Below are 18,930 nucleotides of genomic sequence, written 5' to 3'. Positions count from 1 at the left end.
AGTTAAAAATTCCGCCGCTAGCGTGGTACAAATCGGTTAGTTGAGTTTCGCCAGGCGTGCTGCTTCGCCAGCGATGACCCGTTCTTCGTCGGTAGCAATCACCAGTATTGGGAAGCGCGATTCTTTACAGTCAATTCGGCCATCACGATTCAGGCCGTTATCATCGTTATTGTGCTCATCAATGGCGAAACCAAGCAACGCCAGGTGTTTGACGGTCTGCTGGCGTACGCGGGCGCTGTTTTGACCAATGCCACCGGTGAACACCAGGGCGTCGAGCCGGCTCAGCGATGCCATCATGGCCGCGACATATTTGGCCAGGCGGAAGCAGAATACATCGATGGCCAGTTGCGCTGGTTGGTCGCCTTGATCCGCCAGGTCGCTCAGGGTGCGCATGTCGTTGGTTTGCCCCGAGATCCCCAGAAGACCGCTACTGTGGTTGAGTTCGTTGTGCAGTTGCTCGGCGCTCACGCCTTTGCTCTGCAAGTAATCAAACAGTCCGGGATCGACATCCCCACTTCGGGTACCCATTACCAGCCCCTCAAGAGGTGTCAGGCCCATGCTGGTGTCAACGCTTTTGCCATCGCGTATGGCGGTAATGCTGCAGCCGTTGCCCAGATGCGCAGAAATGATGGAGGTTTCAGCCGTGGATTGTTCCAGGCGGAGAGCTGCCTGTTGCAGCATATAAGCGTGGCTCGTGCCGTGGAAACCATAGCGGCGTACACCCCAGTCACGGTAGTAGTGCTGTGGCAGTGCGTAGTGGAATGCCTGTTCCGGCAGGGTCTGGTGGAAGGCTGTGTCAAACACCGCAATCTGAGGCACCAACGGAAACAGCTCGCGGGTTGCCATAATGCCTTCAAGGTTAACCGGGTTGTGCAGTGGGGCCAACGAATTACAGGCCTTTATAGTGGCCATTACTTCGTCGTCGATCAGTACCGCTTCGCGAAATGTTTCACCACCATGAACAACCCTGTGGCCAATAGCCGCCGGTTGTTTCGGCATCAGGCCCTTTTTCTGCGCTATATCCACCAGCACGGCCAGGGCTTCCCGGTGCGTGGTGTTGGGAGGCAGCATGGTGACGTCGCGTTGTTTTCCAATACGAAAGCGGGCATTGGGAGTGTTCAGTCGTCCTGCCAGCATCGAGGCAATCTTTTGTCGATCTTTGTCAAAAAGCGCAATTTTTAGCGATGAGCTACCGCAGTTCACCACTAACAATGTGTCTTTCATAGTTCTAGATTTCCGGTTTGTCAGATTCTTTAACGGCCTGTGTACGAATCGAGCCACTGACTGAATTCAATTGCGGGTAATGGTCGGCTGTAAAGGTAGCCTTGGGCGCAATCGCAACCTGCCTTTTGAAGAAATTGGACCTGTTCTTCCTCTTCAACGCCTTCTGCGATCAGTCTGAGCCCCATGCTGTGCGCCATATTGATGATCGCGCTGACAAGAGCTGCGTCATCCGGATTTTTGAGAACGTCTTGTACAAACGATTTATCAATCTTGAGTGTATCAAACGGGTAGCTTTTTAAGTAACTAAGGGCCGAATAGCCAGTGCCAAAATCGTCTACCGACAGGCGCACGCCGTGCTGGTCAAGCTCCCGTAAAATCTGGGCGGTTTCAATCGAGTTATCCAGAATGAGGCGCTCGGTAATTTCGAGTTCCAGAAGCTCGGCTGCGAGGCCGGTGGTAGACAGTGCGTCCATCACGGAGGTAACAAAGCCCGGGTCGCGGAACTGGCGAGGTGAAACGTTCACCGAAATTCCAACATCGCGACCCAGTTGGTTTTTCCACGTCATGGCAGTTTTGCAGGCCTGTTGAATTACCCATTCACCAATGGCCGTTATAAGCCCGGTCTCCTCCGCCAGAGGAATGAATCGGTCGGGCATGACCTGGCCAATTTCCGGATTGTTCCAGCGCAGTAAAGCCTCTGCCGCCAGAAGGTTGCCGTTAGCGGTGTTTACAATGGGTTGGTAAAATAACTCGAATTCTTCTTGCTGCAGAGCGCGCCGGAGGCGGGATTCAAGCTGAAGGCGTTCGTGGGATACTTCGCTCATCTCTGGCGAAAAGTGCACGTAATCGCTTTTGCCGTTACGTTTGGCCTGGTACATAGCCGCATCGGCGTGCTGCATCAGCTCGCCGCTGTTGTTAGAATCTGCTGGGAACGCCGCAATACCGATGCTGGTGGTGACGTACACCTCGTGACTATTTAGCTGGTAGGGCATTGAAAAAGTTTCGAGTATGCGTTCGGCTACTTGAGACGACGCCTCGGCGTTTTGCAGCCCAGGCAGAATCACCAGAAATTCATCGCCGCCCAGGCGTGCGACTGTGCTGGTGCCTCGCAGGCAGCTGGAAATGCGCCTGGCGGCTTCGATCAGCAGGGTGTCACCGGCATCGTGGCCCAAGGTATCGTTAATGTGCTTGAAGTTGTCGAGGTCAAGAAACATCACTCCAACTTCGGTGTTTTCGCGCCGAGCTTGCGCCAGCGCCAACTTCAGGCGGTCCAGTGCCAGCATACGATTTGGCAGTCCGGTCAGGATATCGTAATTGGCCTGGCGAAGTAGCTGGCGCTCATAGCGTTTCCGAATACTGATGTCTTCACCCAGAATAAGAAATCCGGTGGTATCTGCTTTTGCATCCTTAATGGGCGTTACGATGAGCTGCTCCCAGAAGCGCTCTCCGTTGCGCCGGGCACTGGTCACTTCGCCCTGCCAGACACCCACTCGCTGCACCTGCAGGCGAATGGACTTCCACAGTTTTTCGGCATCCCGATTATCCGAGTCACCGCTGCCCAGTGACCCCGGGTGTTTGCCGATGATGGCGCGGGCACTGTAACCGGTCAGTTGGCTGAATTTTTGATTAACAAACTCAATGTGCCATTGACGGTCGCAAATGATGACGGATGAAGGGCTTTGTTCAATGGCCTGAGAAAATTTCTGGATTTTAAGGGCATCTTGCTCTTGGCGGGCGATGTCCTGATTCAGGCGCTCGCGCATTTGGTTAATCGCGTCGGTTACCTGGCCCAATTCGTCTTGACGCCGGCCGGGCGTGTCCGGTCGATTCAGCGCCAGCGGACGGTTCAGATTATGAATTGAAAATTCTCTGGCGTAATTCGCCATGGTGGTCAGATGTCGGGTAACAAAAAACCGGAAAATCCAGATAATAAGAATGGAAATAAACAGCGTCTGTAAAAACTGGGTGGCGAGAATAATGCCCACCCGTCTGTTCATTTCTTGATTTACCCGCGCAAGGTCAGCGGTAATGGTAAGTCGCCCCAGCTTGAACTCGCCACCCTCACCATGAGCTAGCGTAAAGCTGTGAACGATGGTGGGAACGTCGCGGGGAATTTCACCAATCACCAATTCAGAGCCGGGCTCAATCGCAAGCCGTAAGTGCACAATATCCGGGAGGCTGAGAATTCCTTCCAGCTGGATTTGCAAAAGCTTCTGATCCAGTGCCCACAGGCTTCGCGCCAGCCCGGAGCCATCGCTGGCTTCAACGGCCTGCATGCGTGCTGTGATTTGCGTAAGCTCTTTGCGGTAGTCTGAGTAAAGTTGAATGGCAGAAGAGATGAATGTAAATACCAGGCTGAATATCAAGACCCAGGCCAGTAAACGCAAAGACAGCAGCGAGCGCTGACGAAGCAGGTTCAGGTGCTTAAAAAATGTTGTCATATCAGGGATCGGTTGCCCGCAAGTGGTCAGAATCCAGCGAAAGATTTTAATGGACTATAGCAGCCAAGGTTTCGCGTTGTCTTGTCTTGGTCGGGGTTAGAATGAAGAAAATGTACGTTGGATTAACATGCAGCGGCTTCTTTTTTTTAAGCTGCTGCAGGGCTTGATGTAGATCAACACGGGGGTATGCGGCAAGTCGTAACCTGAGCTCAGATCGAAACACGAGAATTTAGGAGCTTTGCCATGTATCTGGACACTGTTGTTATCGCTGGAATCGTAACTGTGCTGCTGATGGTGGCATTCTTCGTTGGGTTTGGCATCTTTATTATGCGCGATCAAAAAGCTCATGGTCCTGACGTTATCAAAGACGAGGGTAAGAAGATCGACAAGCCTGCCTGATTAGCGCTGCAAGGCCTAACAAAAGAAAATTAAGGCGTGTGACATAAAAAATCTCCGGAAACTTAAACAGCTTTCGGAGATTTTTTTATTCCAAAACGAAGTACTGGTAAGTAGAACAAATTGGCGTCCCCTAGGGGGTTCGAACCCCTGTTGCCGCCGTGAAAGGGCGGAGTCCTAGGCCGCTAGACGAAGGGGACGCAACATATTCAACTACTTGCCTCGTTGAGGTGGCGCACATAGTATGAGGCGACCTTGCCCGTGTCAACACTTTCTGTAGCTATTATTCAGTTTGCGATCGCATCCTTTAGTGCAGGCTCCAGATCCGTGAAACGGAATTCGAAACCCTCAGCCTGAAGCCTGGCGGGAATTGCGCGCTGTCCGGTCAGCAGCAGCCCGGACATTTCGCCCAGCGCCAGCTTTAGGGCCACGGCGGGTGCCGGCAGAATCGTGGGGCGATGGAGTACACGACCCAAGGTTTTTGTAAATGTTGCGTTGGTCACAGTAGATGGGCTGACAACGTTGTATGCGCCCGATGCGGTCTCGGTATTCAGCATCCACAGCAAAGCTCCTACAACATCCTGCCGGTGTACCCAGGGCATGTACTGCTCACCACTGCCAAGCTTGCCACCCACACCGAGTTTGAACGGCAGAATCATGCGTTGTAAAAAGCCGCCGTTGGGGCCGACCACGATTCCGGTGCGCGACAGGCAAACGCGCACACCCATCTCAGCGAGTTCCATAGCGGCCTGTTCCCAGTCACTGCAAAGGCGATGGGTGAATTCGTTGTGTGGAAGCGTTGCTTCGGTTACTTCAAGGCCACCCTGGGCTCCGTAAAAACCAACAGCAGAGCCGGATATCATGACCTGCGGCGGTTGCTGCCAGGTTTTCACCACCTTTACCAGCTGCTGCGTAAGTTCAATACGGCTGTCGCGAATTTCTTGTTTTCGTGTCTCGCTCCAGCGCTTTTCAGCGATGCCTTCTCCTGCCAGATTAATAATGGCGTCAAAGCCTTTATGGCCTTGCAGTTTGGCCAAATCCGGCAGCGCTTCAACTCGACCGCATACAGCGCTCACATCAGCTGCACTCTGGCGGCTTAAAACCGTAACCTGGTCTCCGTTTGCCAGTAATTCGCGGCATAGAATCCGTCCGATAAAACCGGTACCACCGGTCAGCAATATGTGTCTGCTCATGGCGTTCCCATTCCTTGCGTAGAAGACCCCCTTAATGGTGAAGGGTGTCTGTTGCCCTGTTTCCCACGTACACTGCCGCAGAGACAAGTAATATGGCAGCAACCTTAACAGGGTAATAGTGAATGTTCGATTGGAAAGACATTCTGGATTTCTGGTTTGGCGAGTTAGACGAAAATGGGCTGCCTGACCTGGCTCACCGCAGCCGCTGGTTTGCTAGCAACCGAAAATTTGACCAAGAAATCCGCAGGCGTTTTTTGTCGCTTGTATTATTTGCATCGGAGCAGGGCCTTGATCACTGGCAGAAAGAGGCTGGCGGCGTGCTCGCTGAAATTCTGTTGCTTGACCAGTTTTCGCGCAACATTTTTCGCGGTGGAGCTTTGGCATTTGAACAGGACGTTCTGGCTCGGAAGTTATGTAAGCAGGGTATGAACAAAGGTTTTGACGTGTCGTTACCGGTCATTCAAAGGGGGTTTTTTTATATGCCCTTGCAGCACTCCGAACGCCAAGAAGATCAGTCACTTGCGATAGAGTGTTATGAGCAGCTCACAGCATCTACCAGCGGCTTTTTAAAGGAGTTTATGGGCAGCTTTTTGCAATCAGCCCTTGAGCACCAGGCAATAATCACGCGCTTCCGTCGTTTTCCGCATCGCAATAAAGCATTGGGGCGAACCAACACAAAAGAAGAAAACGACTATTTGTTCAATGGAAAACGTTTCGGCCAGTAAGTTCATAACGTTGGTATTACCGGCTCTGTAAGTAACGGACTTTCCTCAATAGGGACGGCTATGCACCAAGCAATCACCACGGCGCAATTTATTTATGATCTGATCGGGCGGCGAAGCCCGCTCGGTGTCATTTTGTCGGCGATAAGTACGATGGTTGAAGAGCAGTTTTCCGATGCCATGGTGTCGGTGATGCTCTATTCGGCGCAGAATCGAACGCTGAGCTTGGTCGCCGGTGATGCTTTCAGTCAGAACTACCAGCTAGCAATGCGTAACATAGACGTCGGCCCGGAGGTGGGTTCTTGCGGAGCTGCGGCCTATCTTCGCGAAATTGTGGTGTGTGAAGACGTTTTAAACGATAGCCGCTGGGTAGGTTTGATCGACTTGGTGAAGTCAGAAAAAATCGCAGCTTGCTGGTCAGCACCGATCATTTCCCCCTCTGGCGAACTACTGGGAACCTTCGCCACCCATTACCGACACTGTAAATCGCCAGAATTGTCCGAAATCACCCTTATCCGCAAAGCGGCCGGCCTTGCGATAGAGCACCAGGCGGAAAGAAATCGCAGAGTGTCGAGTGAACAGCGTTTCCGGTCTCTGTTCAGCCAGCACCCTGATGGCGTCTTCGAGATTGGGCTTGATGGCTGTTTTGTGGACTGTAATCAGGCAGCGGAAGTCATCGCCGGTTATGGTCGCGACCAATTGGTCGCGACCAATTGGTCGGAGAGCATTACAGTAAGGTGCTGTTACCCGAGTTTTACGACGTCGCCAGTGACGCGTTGATTTTGATGGCTGGAGGTGAGTCTCATAGTTACGAAATCGCTGGCTTGAACGCGTCGGGCCAAGCCATATTTGTAGACGTTGTCAACTTGCCCATCGTCGTTGATGGTGAAATTATCGGCGGCTACGGTATTGCCCGAGACATCAGCGAGCGTAAAAAAGCCGAAGATCGTATGCGTTTGCTTGAGCGCGGCATTGAGGCAAGTCCGAACGGCGTCGTAATGCTGGACGCGAGCGTGGCGAACTATCCGATGGTCTATGTGAACCCGGCATTCACTGAAATGTCGGGTTATCAGCCCGCGGAGGCTATTGGCAAGGGTTTTTTGGTGCTCTTTGGCAAAGGCACTGCGCCGGAAGCGTTACGCTTGATTCAGTCAGCGTTGGCGCAGCAGAGAGAACTTGATATTACGATCCTGTCGTACCGTAAAAATGGTTCCACCTTCTGGAAAAAACTCACAATAACCCCGGTCTATGATGGCCATGGAGATTGCACTCATTATATTGCAGCCCAGCAAGACGTTACGCGCCAACTCAAAAGTGATGAGCTTCTTGACTATCAGGCTCGCCACGATTCTGTTACCGGATTGCAAAACCGTCAGCTGTTTGAAACGCACCTGAACCAAGCCTTTGCCCGCGCGCGTGGCAAGCCCAGCGATATGGTGCTGTTATATGTCGACCTTGACGATTTCAAATCCCTGAATGAAAGCCTTGGCCGTCGGGCGGGGGATTTGCTGTTGGCGGTGGTCGCCGATCGGCTTCGTAAATTATTAGCCAACGATGATGAGCTCACCCGCTTGGCGGCAGACGAATTTGTTGTTATGCGGCCGGCCCTGCAAACCGAAACGGAAGTGAAGATTCTTGCCAGCCGAATGTTGACTCGCCTTGCGGAAGCCTATGACATAGAAGGCCAGCGCTTGAGTATCAGCGCCAGTATTGGCATTGCGTCAGACGACGGTTCCGTCCAGCAGCCAAAAGAGCTTTTGGATAATGCTGCTTTGGCTGCGCGCGAGGCCAAACTCCAGGGCGGCAATACCTTTTGTTGGAACCATGGTGCAGCGTCTACCACCGGGGCCGAACAGGTGATTATGCGGCGTGAATTGATGGAAGCCATCGAAGATCATCAGTTTGTGGTGCATTATCAGCCTCTTTTGGATGCGAAAACCGGGCGTTTGCGCAGCGCGGAAGCACTGGTGCGATGGAATCATCCGGATCGAGGGCTGTTGCTACCCGGGGCCTTTATTTCGTTGGCGGAACAGACCGGGCAAATTGTTGCTATTGGCCGCTGGGTGCTGCATCAAGCGTGTATGGACATGGCCCAGCGTTGGCGCCAGACGGGCCAGGCGGTATCGATTGCGGTTAATATTTCGCCCTTACAGTTTCGTCGGCCAGAGTTCATCGAAGACGTGCTTGCCGTGCTTGAAGCCAGTGGGTTACCGCCTGAACTGCTGGAGCTGGAAGTGACTGAGGGTGTGCTGCTTTCTGGCATCGATAAAGCCATCTTGATGCTTAAGAGTCTTCGTGATCTGGGAGTTCAGGTGGCTATTGATGATTTTGGTACCGGCTTTTCCAGTTTGAGCTACTTGCGCCAGCTACCCATTACCAAGGTAAAGCTGGACCGCAGTTTTATCATTGATGTTACAACCGACCGGGGCAGTGCCGCGATTGTACAAGGGGTGATTACCATGGCGCACCATCTTGGTCTGTTGGTAGTGGCCGAGGGCATAGAAACGGTTGAGCAGAAAAACTACCTGACGGCCAGTGATTGCGACTTGCTGCAGGGGTTTTTGTATTCCAGACCCGTGCCGTTGGGCCAGTTTGCTCTGGGGCTGGAATACTGACTCGCTAAACGTGTTTTATTGGTCGGGGGTGGCTGCCGTCTGGTTTAGCAGCTCGGGTTTTTTCAGCGCCCGCGCCAGCAGTTCCCGTTCTTGTGCCAGCACCAGCGCACATTGCTCAGCCATCTGCTCGCCGATGCCTTCTACCCTGCGCTCCAGAAATACCCGCATTTCGTCAGAAAACTCCAGCATCTTATCGCGTTCATCTGCTTCCTTTTTAGAAGTGAACAGCAGATTGTTGGGATCAGCCATTGCTTTCTCCTTGCCATCACGGTCGCTGAAGTAAAGCGCTTGTACGCCCATGTACGTCTCCTTGCCGGGTGTTTACGCCGGTATCGACTGTTTGAAAATGAAAAGAACCTGACCAAGGCAAATGCGCCGATCAGTGCGCGAGGCAGCTTAGCACTGTTTATATATACAGTGCTAGTGGCGCAGGCTGCACCAAACAGTATATTGGTGTTAATGTTTCGCCTTTAATTTCACCAATCAGGCCATTACCATGCCAAGGTTCCTTCATACCGCCGACTGGCAAATAGGGCGCTATTTCAATCGCTTTGATACCGATAACAGCAGTGCACTTGCCGATGCACGCTATGGCGTTATCGAACGCCTGGCGCAACTGGCGGTTGAGTACAATTGCGATGCCGTGCTGGTTGCCGGCGACGTTTTTGATGCGCAAACCGTATCTGATCGCTGCATCCGCCGCACTTTTAACGCGACCTCGGGTTTTAAAGGGCCTTGGGTAATGCTGCCCGGCAACCACGATGCAGCGTTGGCCGAAAGCGTGTGGACCCGCGCCCAGCGTATCAACGCCGTGCCGGACAACGTGCACCTTGCGCTACAAAGTGGCGTTATAGAGTTACCGCAGCAGAAAATTGCGGTATTGGCGGCGCCTTTGACCCAGCGCCACACTTACGAAGATTTGACCGCGCCCTTCGATTCAATCAGCACTCCGCCGCAATGGCTGCGGGTGGGCCTGGCCCACGGCAGTGTGCAAGGCGTGTTGGCGGAAGACATTGACGCCACCAATCCGATTGCCGCTGATCGCAGCGTAAGCGCCGCGCTGGATTACCTGGCGCTGGGTGATTGGCATGGCCTGAAGGAGATTAATGAGAGAACCTGGTACAGCGGTACGCCGGAGCCTGAGCGCTTCCGTAATAATCAGCCGGGTTTTGCACTGTTGGTGACCGTGTCCGAACCTGGCGCTCTGCCGCAGGTGGAAGCACTGGAAACGGCACGCTATCACTGGCATCAATGGCAAGAAAAGTTGGTGGTAGAGACCGATATTGATGAGTTGTTAAAGCGTCTTGACGAGCTACCGGAAACGTCTGTTTTGGATCTTAAGCTGGAAGGTAGCATCACTCTGGCGGGCGAGCAGCGTCTGGCGGATGCTTTGTCCCGCGCTGAGGCGCGTTATCGCAGCGTTACCTACGATCGCTCCCGTTTGTTGCTGGCGCCCACGGAGGAAGATCTGGCGGGGTTGCAGGCTAGCGGCTACGTCGGTGATGTGCTTGAGCTACTGCAAACCCGGCAGAGTGGTGCAGAAGCGCAGACTGCCCGCGATGCCCTGGCCATACTCGCCAGCCTGTTACTTGAAGCCCGCAAGGAGGAGCAACCATGAAACTTGAAAGTGTGCGGGTGGAGCAGTTTAAGCGGTTCAAAAAATCGTTTTTATTGAATGGTTTGAGTGGTGGTATTAATGTCATTTCCGGACCAAACGAGGCGGGTAAGAGCACACTGGTGCGGGCAATTCGGGCGGCATTTTTTGAGCGCCATCGCTCCAAGTCCGGCGAAGATTTGCGGCCTTGGGGTGATTCATCCGCAGCACCCGCCATCGAATTGGTGTTCCACCATAACGGTCAGAAATGGCAGTTGAACAAGAGCTTTCTGCAGCGTAAACGCTGCGACCTGTCGATACAGGGCACCACTTACAGTGGCGAGGAGGCAGAAGAAAAGTTGGCTCAGCTGTTGGGTTATCAGTTCCCCAAAAAAGGCGCGAGTAAAGAAGAGCACTGGGGTATTCCGGGGCTACTCTGGGTAGAACAGGGCAGTGGGCAGAATATTGAGCAGGCCGTTGTGCATGCGGGCGATCATTTGCAATCGGCGTTGAACAGCCTGGTATCGGAAGTTGTCAGTGAGGGCGGTGATGGGTTGATTCACACCGTACGCCAACAGCTTGGCGAACTGTTGACCGCAGGCGGCGTACCAAGGGGTGAATACAAGCAATTGCTGGCTGACGAACTGCCCGGACAGCAAGAGCTTGACGCGTTAGCAAGCCGCATAGACCAGTATCAAAACCAGGTAGACCGGCTCGCCAAGGTTGCGCGGGAATTTTACAAGATTGACCGTGAGCAACCCTGGATAAAGGTGCGTCAGGCTCTTGCCGAAGCCCAGGAGCGTTACCGACATATTGAATCGTTGCAGGGTCAGCAGCAAACGTTGAACCAAGCCTTGACCTCGGTACAACAACGGGCGGCACTGTTGCAGCGCAATAAGCAGCAGGTACAGGCAGATGCCAAACAGTTGCAGCAGCGCGAGGAGGAACACAACACGGCGCAGCACGCATTGAATGACGTTCAAGCGTCTGCAGCCGGTTTGCATGCTGCCTTAGAGCAGTGCCAGAGCCAATATCGCGATGCATTGGAGGTAGAGCGTCAGGCCGGGCTGCTGGAAGCTCGGCAACGACTGGAGCACAGCAGCGAAAGAGCAAAAACGCAGTTGCAGCAGCTGTCTGAGCGCCAATCACGGGCGGTAGAGTTGCAACAGGCCCTGGGCGAGAGCCGTAAGCTGACGGCACGGCATCACATCAGCAAAGCCGCCGTCGATCAGTTGCGTACAACCCAACGCCAGCTGGATGATGCACGTCTGCGTTCGCAGGCGATTGCTACGCGAATTGAATGGCAACTGGAAGCTGGCCAACAGATCGAGTTGGGCCAGGATACGTTGCCGCCTCAGGGCGAGCAATTGTTGCTAAGCAGCACGCGCCTGCGCATTGCGGGTGTTGGCGAATTTACAATCACCCCTGGTGGCGGTGATTTGGCCCGCTGTCAGCGCCAGCTGGAACAATTGCAGTTGGCCTTGGGTGAGCAGTTGCAGGCTCAGGGTGTTACAGACCTGGCGGCGGCAGAACATACGCTGGTCGCTCAGGAGCGTGCGCAAGCGGATGTGCATCGATTGCTGGAACTGTTGCAGTCTTTGGTGCCCGGCGGTCTGGCAAGTCTGGACAGCGACTATCAGGCCTTGAGCGCGGAGCTTGAACGTAACTGCGCAGAAAAAGAGGCTTTGGCACCCGTAACGACAGTGGCTAAAAGCTTACCGGCTCTGGCTCAGGCGCAAGATCTGCGAGCTGACGCTGAAAATCGGTTATCAGCATTAGAGAAACGCTTCGGCGAGCACGAAAAGGCGCTTTTGGCCGCATCCCATCGTTACCAGAACGCCGATCGCGAGTGGCACACGTTGCGCACCAGTCTGAACAGCGAGCAACGCCAGCAGGAAGTGGCACAGTTAAACAGCGATTTGATTGCAGTCGAGCAAGAGCAGGTAGGGCAACAGGGGCGTTTACAGCAGATGCTGGCGCACATTGCCGCGGCGCGGCCGGAGTTAGTGCAGCAGGACATTCAGCGCTTGGGCGCCAGCGCGGATCAGCTTGAGCAAGCCCAGCGAGGGCGCGAGCTTGAGTTGAAGGAACTGCGGGCACGATTGGAAATCTGGGGTGCCGAAGGCCTGGAGGAGCAGCGTGGCCATTGCCAGGCTGAACTGGAGCAAAACCAGCGCCGTTGCCAGCAACTGCAGCGCCGGGCAGAAGCGCTGCAGTTGCTGCTCCAGTTATTAACGGAAAAGCGCCAGGCGTTGACTCAGCGTTTGCAAGCACCGTTACAGAAACATCTGAATCATTACGTTACGGTGTTGTTTCCCGACGCTCAGCTGGAGGTAGACAGTCAATTGCTCCCGGGCCGTTTCACCCGCGACGGGGAAACTGGTCAGATGAGCGAGCTCAGTTTTGGCGCCCGAGAGCAGATGGGCCTTATCAGTCGTTTGGCTTACGCTGATTTATTGAAAGAAGCCGGCAAGCCGACGTTGATCATTCTGGATGACTCGCTGGTACACAGCGACAGCATTCGGCTCGACAGCATGAAGCGAATTCTGTTTGACGCGGCGCAGCGCCATCAAATTCTGTTGTTTACCTGCCATCCGGATAGCTGGCAGGACATGGGCTCAGAGACTATTAATCTGGAAGCGTTAAAGGCCAGGGCAGCGCTTTAACGGACCAAACGCGGGTGTCCTGATGATTATGTTGAAAATTTTCGCGTAAGTTTGTTGACCCTAGAGAAAACATCCGTATAATGCGCATCCGTTGTCAGGCAACAACTTACGACAACATTAGCGGGAATAGCTCAGTTGGTAGAGCGCAACCTTGCCAAGGTTGAGGTCGCGAGTTCGAATCTCGTTTCCCGCTCCAAATTTGAAAACCCGGTCTTGTAAAAGGCCGGGTTTTTTTATGTTCGTTTCGATCACAAGGGCAAACACAAGGGCAATGGCGTTAGGGCTCGGTTATACTCTTCCGTCTTCATTTTTCATGCTGTCCGCCGGGAGACCTTCATGCGCGTGCACTCGTTGTTTCTGTATCCGGTTAAATCCCTTGCGGGTATTGCCGTGGACTCGTTTGGGCTGGACGAATTTGGCCCGGCCGGCGACCGGCGCTGGATGCTGGTTGACGACGAGTGTCAGTTTGTAACCCAGCGCACCCTGCCACAGCTGGCATTGGTTCAGCCTTCGCTGGGTGCCGATGGCGAGGTTTCTATTACCCTGCCAGGGCAACCACCTATTGTGCTGCAAGCCAATGGTGAGAACCTGTCTGTGCGAGTGTGGCGCGATTGGGTTCAGGGCCAGGCGGGTTGTGACGTGGCCAATGGTGCCATCAGTCGCTTTTGTGGCCTGTCTTTGCGCTTCGTATTCATGCCTGATAGCAGCTTTCGCCAGGTGCAGACCAATCTGGCAACAGAACGCCGGCGCGTGAGCTTTGCCGACGGTTATCCGTTGCTGATGACCAATATCGCGTCGTTAGCGGAGCTGAATGAACGCTTGGCGGTGACGGTGGATATGCGTCATTTTCGCCCCAATATCGTGGTTGATGGCGCCGCTGCCTGGTCGGAAGATAACTGGCAGGCCGTGACCATAGGCGAGGGCAGTTATCGGGTGCTTAAGCCCTGTTCCCGCTGTGTAATGACTACTGTTAACCCGGATACCGGGGAAAAAGCCGCCTCGGTTCAGCCATTGCGGACCCTTGCGACCTACCGCCGCACCGCTGGCGGCATCATGTTCGGAATGAACGCCATTCACGACTCGCCTTGCCGGCTGAGCGTGGGTGACTGCGTTATCGTGAATCAATCGGAGTAATAGACTACGTGCCTTTGTTAACGCTGGACGGGGTTTCCCTGTCGTTTGGAATGCAGCCGCTGTTGGACAATGCCTCATTGGTGATGGAAGCCGGTGAGCGGGTGTGCCTGTTGGGCCGTAACGGCGAGGGTAAGTCTACCCTGCTGAAAATCGTCAACGATGAAGTAACGCCAGACGGCGGCATCGTCCGCCTGGAAGACGGCGCGGTGCTGGCGGTGTTGCCACAGAATTTGCCCTCTGGCGATACCCGCACCGCCTACGATGTGGTTGCTGGCGCTTTTCCTGAAACCGGCGCACTGCTCATTGAATTCCACCACCTGACCCAGCAGACAGACGAAAAAAGCCTGAACCAGATGATGAAGGTGCAGGAGCGTCTGGAGGCTTTGGACGGCTGGCGCCTGGACCAAAAAGTCACCAGTATGCTGGCGCAGTACGGCGTAGACCCCGATCGCACGCTGAATACTCTGTCGGGTGGCTGGCAGCGCCGGGTTCTGTTGGCGCGGGCGCTGGTGTCCGAGCCGGATATTCTGCTGCTTGATGAGCCTACCAACCACCTGGATGTGCCCGCTATTGCCTGGCTGGAAGACGCTTTGGTCCAGTTCCGTGGTGCCATCCTGTTTGTGAGCCACGACCGTGCGTTTATTCGCCGAATGGCCACCCGGGTGGTGGAGCTGGATCGCGGACAGCTGGTCAGCTTTGCCGCCAGTTACGATCACTATCTGGACCTAAAAGAAAAGGCCCTGGAAGAAGAAGAGCGTCACGCAGCCTTGTTTGATAAGCGCCTAAAGCAGGAAGAAACTTGGATTCGCCAGGGCATCAAAGCTCGCCGTACTCGCAATATGGGTCGGGTAAGGGCACTTAAAGCGATGCGTGAAGAGCATCGCCAGCGCCGAGTGCGCGGTGGCACGGCCACTTTTGCGGTGGAAGACGCTGCTCGATCTGGCAAGCTGGTGGCCGAAGCCTTGGGCGCCGGTTTTGCTTATCAGGGTCACCCCGCGGTTATCCGTGACATGAATCTGACCATTCTGCGCGGTGACAAAATCGGCCTGGTGGGTGAAAACGGCACCGGCAAAACCACGTTGGTGCGCCTGCTGCTGGGCGACCTGGAAGCCACTGAAGGCAGTATTCGCCGCGGCACCAACTTGGAAGTAGCCTATTTCGATCAACTGCGGGGCGAACTAGACTTAACTCGAAATGCGATTGATAATTTGTCGGAAGGCCGTGATTTTATTGATATTAATGGTCAGAGCAAACATGTTATGGGGTATCTACAGGACTTCCTGTTTACCCCGGAGCGGGCACGGTCGCCTGTCAGTGTGTTCTCCGGTGGCGAGCGCGCCCGCTTGCTGCTGGCTAAGCTGTTCAGTAAGCCCGCCAACGTACTGGTGCTGGACGAACCCACCAACGACTTGGATGTTGAAACTCTAGAGCTGTTGGAAGAGCAGCTGTCGGAATTCCGCGGCACGGTGATTGTGATCAGCCACGATAGGGAATTTCTGGACAACGTGGTCACCGAAACTCTGTTTTTGGACGGTACTGGCCAGGTGCACGAGTTTGTTGGGGGCTACACTGACTGGCGCCGCCAAGGCGGCCAATTTCCAGCCGAAAAAAGCGGCAGCCGGCCCGACAAGCAGCAAAAGCCGGAAAGTAAGAGCAAGAGTAAGCCAGCTGCGCAGTCCGGCACTAAGCCCACGGCGGCAAAAATCAGTTATAAGTTGAAACTGGAGTTGGAGCAGTTGCCGAAAACCATTGAACGCCTGGAGCAGGAGCAACAACAGCTGCAGGACGCCATCGGTTCAGCGGACTTCTACGCTAATTCTGCGAAGAAAGTTGATGAAACCCTGGCTCGTCTGACAGCGGTGGGATCAGAGTTGGAAACCGCAATGGAGCGTTGGATGGAACTGGAGGAAATGACCGGGAAATAAGCCTGGCTCTTTTAATTGCCGAATTGCTCGATAGCTTGCCGGAGTTTCGCCGGCAAGCTATCAGCTAATTACGATCAGTGTTAAAAAATACGTACGGCCAGCACATCGCACTCGGTGCCGTGCAGAACTCCGTTTGCAGTAGAGCCGAGCAACAACTGGAAGCCTTTGCGGCCATGGCTGCCCACAACCACAAGGTCAATGGCGTGTTCTTTGACCAAGCGATGCACTTCAGACTCGGGGCGGCCAACGGTCACCACCTGACTTTCTTTGGGAATGCCGTATTCTTCACCGTACTTGGTCAGCTGCTCACGGGCAGCCTTGTCGAGCTGGTCCTGTAATTCGGTCAAATCCATCGGAATATCGCCACCATAGGCGTAACCTACAGGCTCTACTACGTGTGCCAGGATCAGTTCAGCACCTTGGCTAATAGCCATTTCTTTTGCTTTGTGCAGGACTTGTGGCGCTTCTTCCGTTAAATCAATGGCAACCAGCAACTTCTTGTAAACAGACATGGCTCTATTACTCCGTGTGTTGCGAATGTCAGAACTCCTGATTACAGGATAGTATGGTTCAGCCCGGCGGAAAAGGGGTTAGGCTGACTTAGGCGTTGTTAGCAGCGCTATTGAGTAAACCTGCGCAGTACCAATTGCCGGTGCCTGCGATGGGGCGTGTTAAGAAAGAAATTGACAAACGGACGGTTTCTTCTCATCGTGTGGTCTCGATATTCAAACGGCTGTATGAATTTGAATTGAAGATCGGGCAGCGGCCGCAGTGGTTAAAGGTTCGCTGCATCTGCAGTCGGGATCTTGCAATTAAACGTGCAAGCACACCGGCGCACAAAACAGTTTCAATCACAGACTGGAGATCAGTTGATGATTTACGAAGGTAAAGCCATCACGGTTAAAGAGATCGAAGGCGGTATCGCTCAGTTGAATTTTGACTTGCATGGCGAGTCTGTCAATAAATTCAACCGTCTTACCCTGGAAGAACTCCGCAATGCGACAAACATACTGACGTCACGGACGGATCTGAAGGGTCTTGTTGTTACCAGTTCCAAAGACAGCTTTATTGTTGGCGCAGACATCACCGAATTCAAAGACTTGTTTTCCGGCCCGGAAGACGAGCTGGTGGCCAACAACTTAAGCGCCAATGAAATTTTTAGTGCCATTGAAGACCTACCATTCCCCACGGTTACCGCGATCAACGGTATTGCGCTGGGCGGCGGTTTTGAAATGTGCCTGGCCACCGATTACCGGGTTATGGCACCAAAAGCCAAAGTGGGCCTACCGGAAACCAAGTTGGGAATCTTCCCGGGCTTTGGCGGTACCGTACGCCTGTCGCGCCTGATTGGCGTAGATAACGCGGTTGAGTGGATCAGTGGTGCGACCGAAAATCGCGCAGACGTTGCGCTCAAGGTGGGTGCGGTCGATGCGATTGTTGAACCGGATAAGCTGGTTGACGCTGCGCTGAGCATTATTCACCAGGTAAACAACGGCAAGCTCGACAATTTGGCGCGCCGCGAAGAAAAGAAAGGCAAAATAAAACTGAATGTCATGGAAAGCATGATGGCGTTCGAAATTTCAAAAGCGTTTGTAGGTGCCAAGGCCGGGAAAAACTACCCGGCGCCGGTTGAAGCGATCAAGGTGATGCAAAAGCACGCCGGTATGACGCGCGACAAGGCCATTGAAGTAGAAGCCAAGGGCTTCGCAAAAATGGCGAAAACGGACGCTTGTGCAAATCTGATCGGCCTGTTTCTGAATGACCAAGAACTCAAGCGCAAGGCGAAACGCTGGGCCAAAGACGCTGCCGATGTAAAACTGACAGCGGTTCTGGGTGCAGGCATTATGGGTGGCGGCGTGGCGTATCAGTCTGCGCTTAAAGGCACTCCCATCATTATGAAAGACATCAATCCCGAAGGCATCGCCCTGGGCCTGAAAGAAGCCAAGAAGCTTCTGCTCAAGCGCATTGACAAGGGACGCATGAAACCCGATCAGATGGCGGACGTTCTGAACAGCATCACGCCAGCGCTAAACTACGGCGATTTCAAGAACGTAGATCTGGTTGTTGAAGCCGTTGTTGAGAATCCCAAAGTGAAAGATGCGGTTCTGCGCGAGGTTGAAGGCCAGGTTCGCGAAGACACCATTCTTACGTCTAACACCTCGACCATCTCTATCGACCTGTTGGCAAAGAATCTCAAGCGCCCGGAAAACTTCTGTGGCATGCACTTCTTTAACCCAGTGCACATGATGCCTCTGGTTGAGATTATCCGCGGAAAGAAAACCAGCGATCGTGCGATTGCGACCACCGTGGCTTATGCCACTGCCATGGGTAAAACGCCCATAGTGGTTAACGACTGCCCGGGCTTTCTGGTCAACCGGGTGCTATTTCCGTACTTCGGCGGCTTTATTGGACTGGTACGTGACGGCGCCGACTTCCAGAAAGTCGATAAGGTGATGGAAAAGTTTGGTTGGCCCATGGGCCCCGCGTATCTGCTGGATGTGGTTGGCATGGACACCGGCAAGCACGCTGGCGAAGTGATGGCTGAAGGCTTCCCTGACCGTATGAAGCACGAAGGCACCACCGCCATCGACGTGATGTTTGATAACAAGCGTTACGGCCAAAAAAATGAGAAGGGCTTCTACCGCTACGAGCTGGACCGCAAGGGCAAGCAGCAAAAAGTAGTCGACGAAGAATCCTATAAACTGCTGAAGCCGGTTGTTCAGGGTGATAAAGAGTTTGAAGACGATGAAATCATTGCGCGGATGATGATCCCGCTGTGTATGGAAACCGTTCGTTGCCTGGAAGACGGCATTGTAGAAAGCCCGGCTGACGCCGATATGGGTCTGATCTACGGTATTGGCTTCCCTCCGTTCCGCGGTGGTGCACTGCGCTACATCGATCAGATGGGCGTGGACAAGTTTGTGGAGCTGGCTGACAAATACGCAGATCTTGGGCCGCTGTATAAGCCCACCGACAAGCTGCGTGACATGGCAAAAAATGGCCAGACCTTCTTTGCTTAA

Annotated in this window: 13 protein-coding genes, 2 tRNA genes and 1 pseudogene; 10 read left to right on the top strand and 6 right to left on the bottom strand. The window is 53.9% G+C overall.

Going from position 1 to position 18,930, the window contains the following annotated elements; genetic code table 11:
* Nucleotides 1-36: 36 nt before the first annotated feature.
* Nucleotides 37-1,224 (bottom strand): acetate kinase, encoded by a 1,188-nt coding sequence (locus tag MIH18_RS03170; RefSeq protein ID WP_249008625.1) that lies wholly within the window; start codon nt 1,222-1,224, stop codon nt 37-39.
* Nucleotides 1,225-1,253: 29 nt separating this feature from the next.
* Nucleotides 1,254-3,665: an EAL domain-containing protein gene (locus MIH18_RS03165; RefSeq protein WP_249008626.1), complete on the bottom strand. Its 2,412-nt coding sequence runs from the start codon at nt 3,663-3,665 to the stop codon at nt 1,254-1,256.
* Between the two features lie 243 nt (nt 3,666-3,908).
* On the opposite strand from MIH18_RS03165, the pseudogene ccoM reads away from it, so the two are divergent.
* Nucleotides 3,909-4,001, top strand: a pseudogene (ccoM, locus tag MIH18_RS24020) (cytochrome c oxidase subunit CcoM); the annotation flags it as partial.
* Nucleotides 4,002-4,185: 184 nt separating this feature from the next.
* Here the strand turns inward: ccoM and MIH18_RS03155 are convergent.
* Together MIH18_RS03155 and MIH18_RS03150 are read right to left on the bottom strand one after the other, a co-directional pair.
* A tRNA-Glu gene (locus tag MIH18_RS03155) sits at nt 4,186-4,261 on the bottom strand.
* Nucleotides 4,262-4,348: 87 nt separating this feature from the next.
* Nucleotides 4,349-5,254 (bottom strand): TIGR01777 family oxidoreductase, encoded by a 906-nt coding sequence (locus tag MIH18_RS03150; RefSeq protein ID WP_249013909.1) that lies wholly within the window; start codon nt 5,252-5,254, stop codon nt 4,349-4,351.
* A gap of 122 nt (nt 5,255-5,376) precedes the next feature.
* On the opposite strand from MIH18_RS03150, the gene MIH18_RS03145 reads away from it, so the two are divergent.
* The 3 genes from MIH18_RS03145 to MIH18_RS03135 are packed head-to-tail and all read left to right on the top strand — an operon-like array spanning nt 5,377 to nt 8,591.
* The gene (locus tag MIH18_RS03145; RefSeq protein ID WP_249013908.1) at nt 5,377-5,979 is read left to right on the top strand and encodes a DUF924 family protein; all 603 of its coding nucleotides are present in this window, start codon (nt 5,377-5,379) and stop codon (nt 5,977-5,979) included.
* A gap of 60 nt (nt 5,980-6,039) precedes the next feature.
* Nucleotides 6,040-6,756: a GAF domain-containing protein gene (locus MIH18_RS03140; protein ID WP_249013907.1), complete on the top strand. Its 717-nt coding sequence runs from the start codon at nt 6,040-6,042 to the stop codon at nt 6,754-6,756.
* Complete coding sequence (locus tag MIH18_RS03135) at nt 6,714-8,591, top strand: EAL domain-containing protein (RefSeq protein ID WP_249013906.1); 1,878 nt, start codon at nt 6,714-6,716, stop codon at nt 8,589-8,591. The genes MIH18_RS03140 and MIH18_RS03135 overlap by 43 nt, the downstream gene beginning before the upstream one ends.
* 15 nt (nt 8,592-8,606) lie before the next feature.
* Here the strand turns inward: MIH18_RS03135 and MIH18_RS03130 are convergent, their stop codons facing one another.
* Complete coding sequence (locus MIH18_RS03130) at nt 8,607-8,891, bottom strand: YebG family protein (RefSeq protein WP_249013905.1); 285 nt, start codon at nt 8,889-8,891, stop codon at nt 8,607-8,609.
* A 196-nt stretch (nt 8,892-9,087) separates the two neighbouring features.
* Between MIH18_RS03130 and MIH18_RS03125 the strand changes: the two genes are divergently transcribed.
* From MIH18_RS03125 to MIH18_RS03105, 5 genes are all read left to right on the top strand, one after another.
* Nucleotides 9,088-10,209, top strand: coding sequence for a DNA repair exonuclease (locus MIH18_RS03125; protein WP_249013904.1), 1,122 nt, complete (start codon nt 9,088-9,090; stop codon nt 10,207-10,209).
* On the top strand, nt 10,206-12,851 hold the full coding sequence (locus MIH18_RS03120) for an AAA family ATPase (protein WP_249008633.1): 2,646 nt from the start codon (nt 10,206-10,208) through the stop codon (nt 12,849-12,851). The genes MIH18_RS03125 and MIH18_RS03120 overlap by 4 nt, the downstream gene beginning before the upstream one ends.
* A 120-nt stretch (nt 12,852-12,971) precedes the next feature.
* Nucleotides 12,972-13,047, top strand: a tRNA-Gly gene (locus tag MIH18_RS03115).
* 140 nt (nt 13,048-13,187) lie between these two features.
* Nucleotides 13,188-13,985 carry an MOSC N-terminal beta barrel domain-containing protein gene (locus tag MIH18_RS03110; protein WP_249008634.1) on the top strand — a complete coding sequence of 266 codons (798 nt, stop codon included), beginning with the start codon at nt 13,188-13,190 and terminating at the stop codon, nt 13,983-13,985.
* Nucleotides 13,986-13,993: 8 nt separating this feature from the next.
* Entirely contained in the window at nt 13,994-15,910 is a 1,917-nt protein-coding gene (locus tag MIH18_RS03105; RefSeq protein WP_249008635.1) for an ATP-binding cassette domain-containing protein, read from the top strand.
* An 80-nt stretch (nt 15,911-15,990) separates the two neighbouring features.
* Here MIH18_RS03105 and MIH18_RS03100 read toward each other — a convergent pair whose 3' ends face one another.
* Nucleotides 15,991-16,422: a universal stress protein gene (locus MIH18_RS03100; protein ID WP_249008636.1), complete on the bottom strand. Its 432-nt coding sequence runs from the start codon at nt 16,420-16,422 to the stop codon at nt 15,991-15,993.
* A gap of 360 nt (nt 16,423-16,782) precedes the next feature.
* Here MIH18_RS03100 and fadB point away from each other — a divergent pair, with 360 nt between their 5' ends.
* Nucleotides 16,783-18,930, top strand: coding sequence for a fatty acid oxidation complex subunit alpha FadB (gene fadB, locus MIH18_RS03095; RefSeq protein ID WP_249008975.1), 2,148 nt, complete (start codon nt 16,783-16,785; stop codon nt 18,928-18,930).

Source organism: Marinobacter sp. M3C (assembly GCF_023311895.1).
Lineage (GTDB): Bacteria > Pseudomonadota > Gammaproteobacteria > Pseudomonadales > Oleiphilaceae > Marinobacter.
Note: the sequence above shows the minus strand (reverse complement) of the source record. Positions and strands in the feature narration are given on the sequence as shown.

Coding starts and splice junctions, on each gene's coding strand:
- MIH18_RS03170 (WP_249008625.1), bottom strand. CDS start 1,224: ATGAAAGACACATTGTTAGTGGTGAACTGCGGTAGCTCATCGCTAAAA.
- MIH18_RS03165 (WP_249008626.1), bottom strand. CDS start 3,665: ATGACAACATTTTTTAAGCACCTGAACCTGCTTCGTCAGCGCTCGCTG.
- MIH18_RS03150 (WP_249013909.1), bottom strand. CDS start 5,254: ATGAGCAGACACATATTGCTGACCGGTGGTACCGGTTTTATCGGACGG.
- MIH18_RS03145 (WP_249013908.1), top strand. CDS start 5,377: ATGTTCGATTGGAAAGACATTCTGGATTTCTGGTTTGGCGAGTTAGAC.
- MIH18_RS03140 (WP_249013907.1), top strand. CDS start 6,040: ATGCACCAAGCAATCACCACGGCGCAATTTATTTATGATCTGATCGGG.
- MIH18_RS03130 (WP_249013905.1), bottom strand. CDS start 8,891: ATGGGCGTACAAGCGCTTTACTTCAGCGACCGTGATGGCAAGGAGAAA.
- MIH18_RS03125 (WP_249013904.1), top strand. CDS start 9,088: ATGCCAAGGTTCCTTCATACCGCCGACTGGCAAATAGGGCGCTATTTC.
- MIH18_RS03120 (WP_249008633.1), top strand. CDS start 10,206: ATGAAACTTGAAAGTGTGCGGGTGGAGCAGTTTAAGCGGTTCAAAAAA.
- MIH18_RS03110 (WP_249008634.1), top strand. CDS start 13,188: ATGCGCGTGCACTCGTTGTTTCTGTATCCGGTTAAATCCCTTGCGGGT.
- MIH18_RS03100 (WP_249008636.1), bottom strand. CDS start 16,422: ATGTCTGTTTACAAGAAGTTGCTGGTTGCCATTGATTTAACGGAAGAA.
- fadB (WP_249008975.1), top strand. CDS start 16,783: ATGATTTACGAAGGTAAAGCCATCACGGTTAAAGAGATCGAAGGCGGT.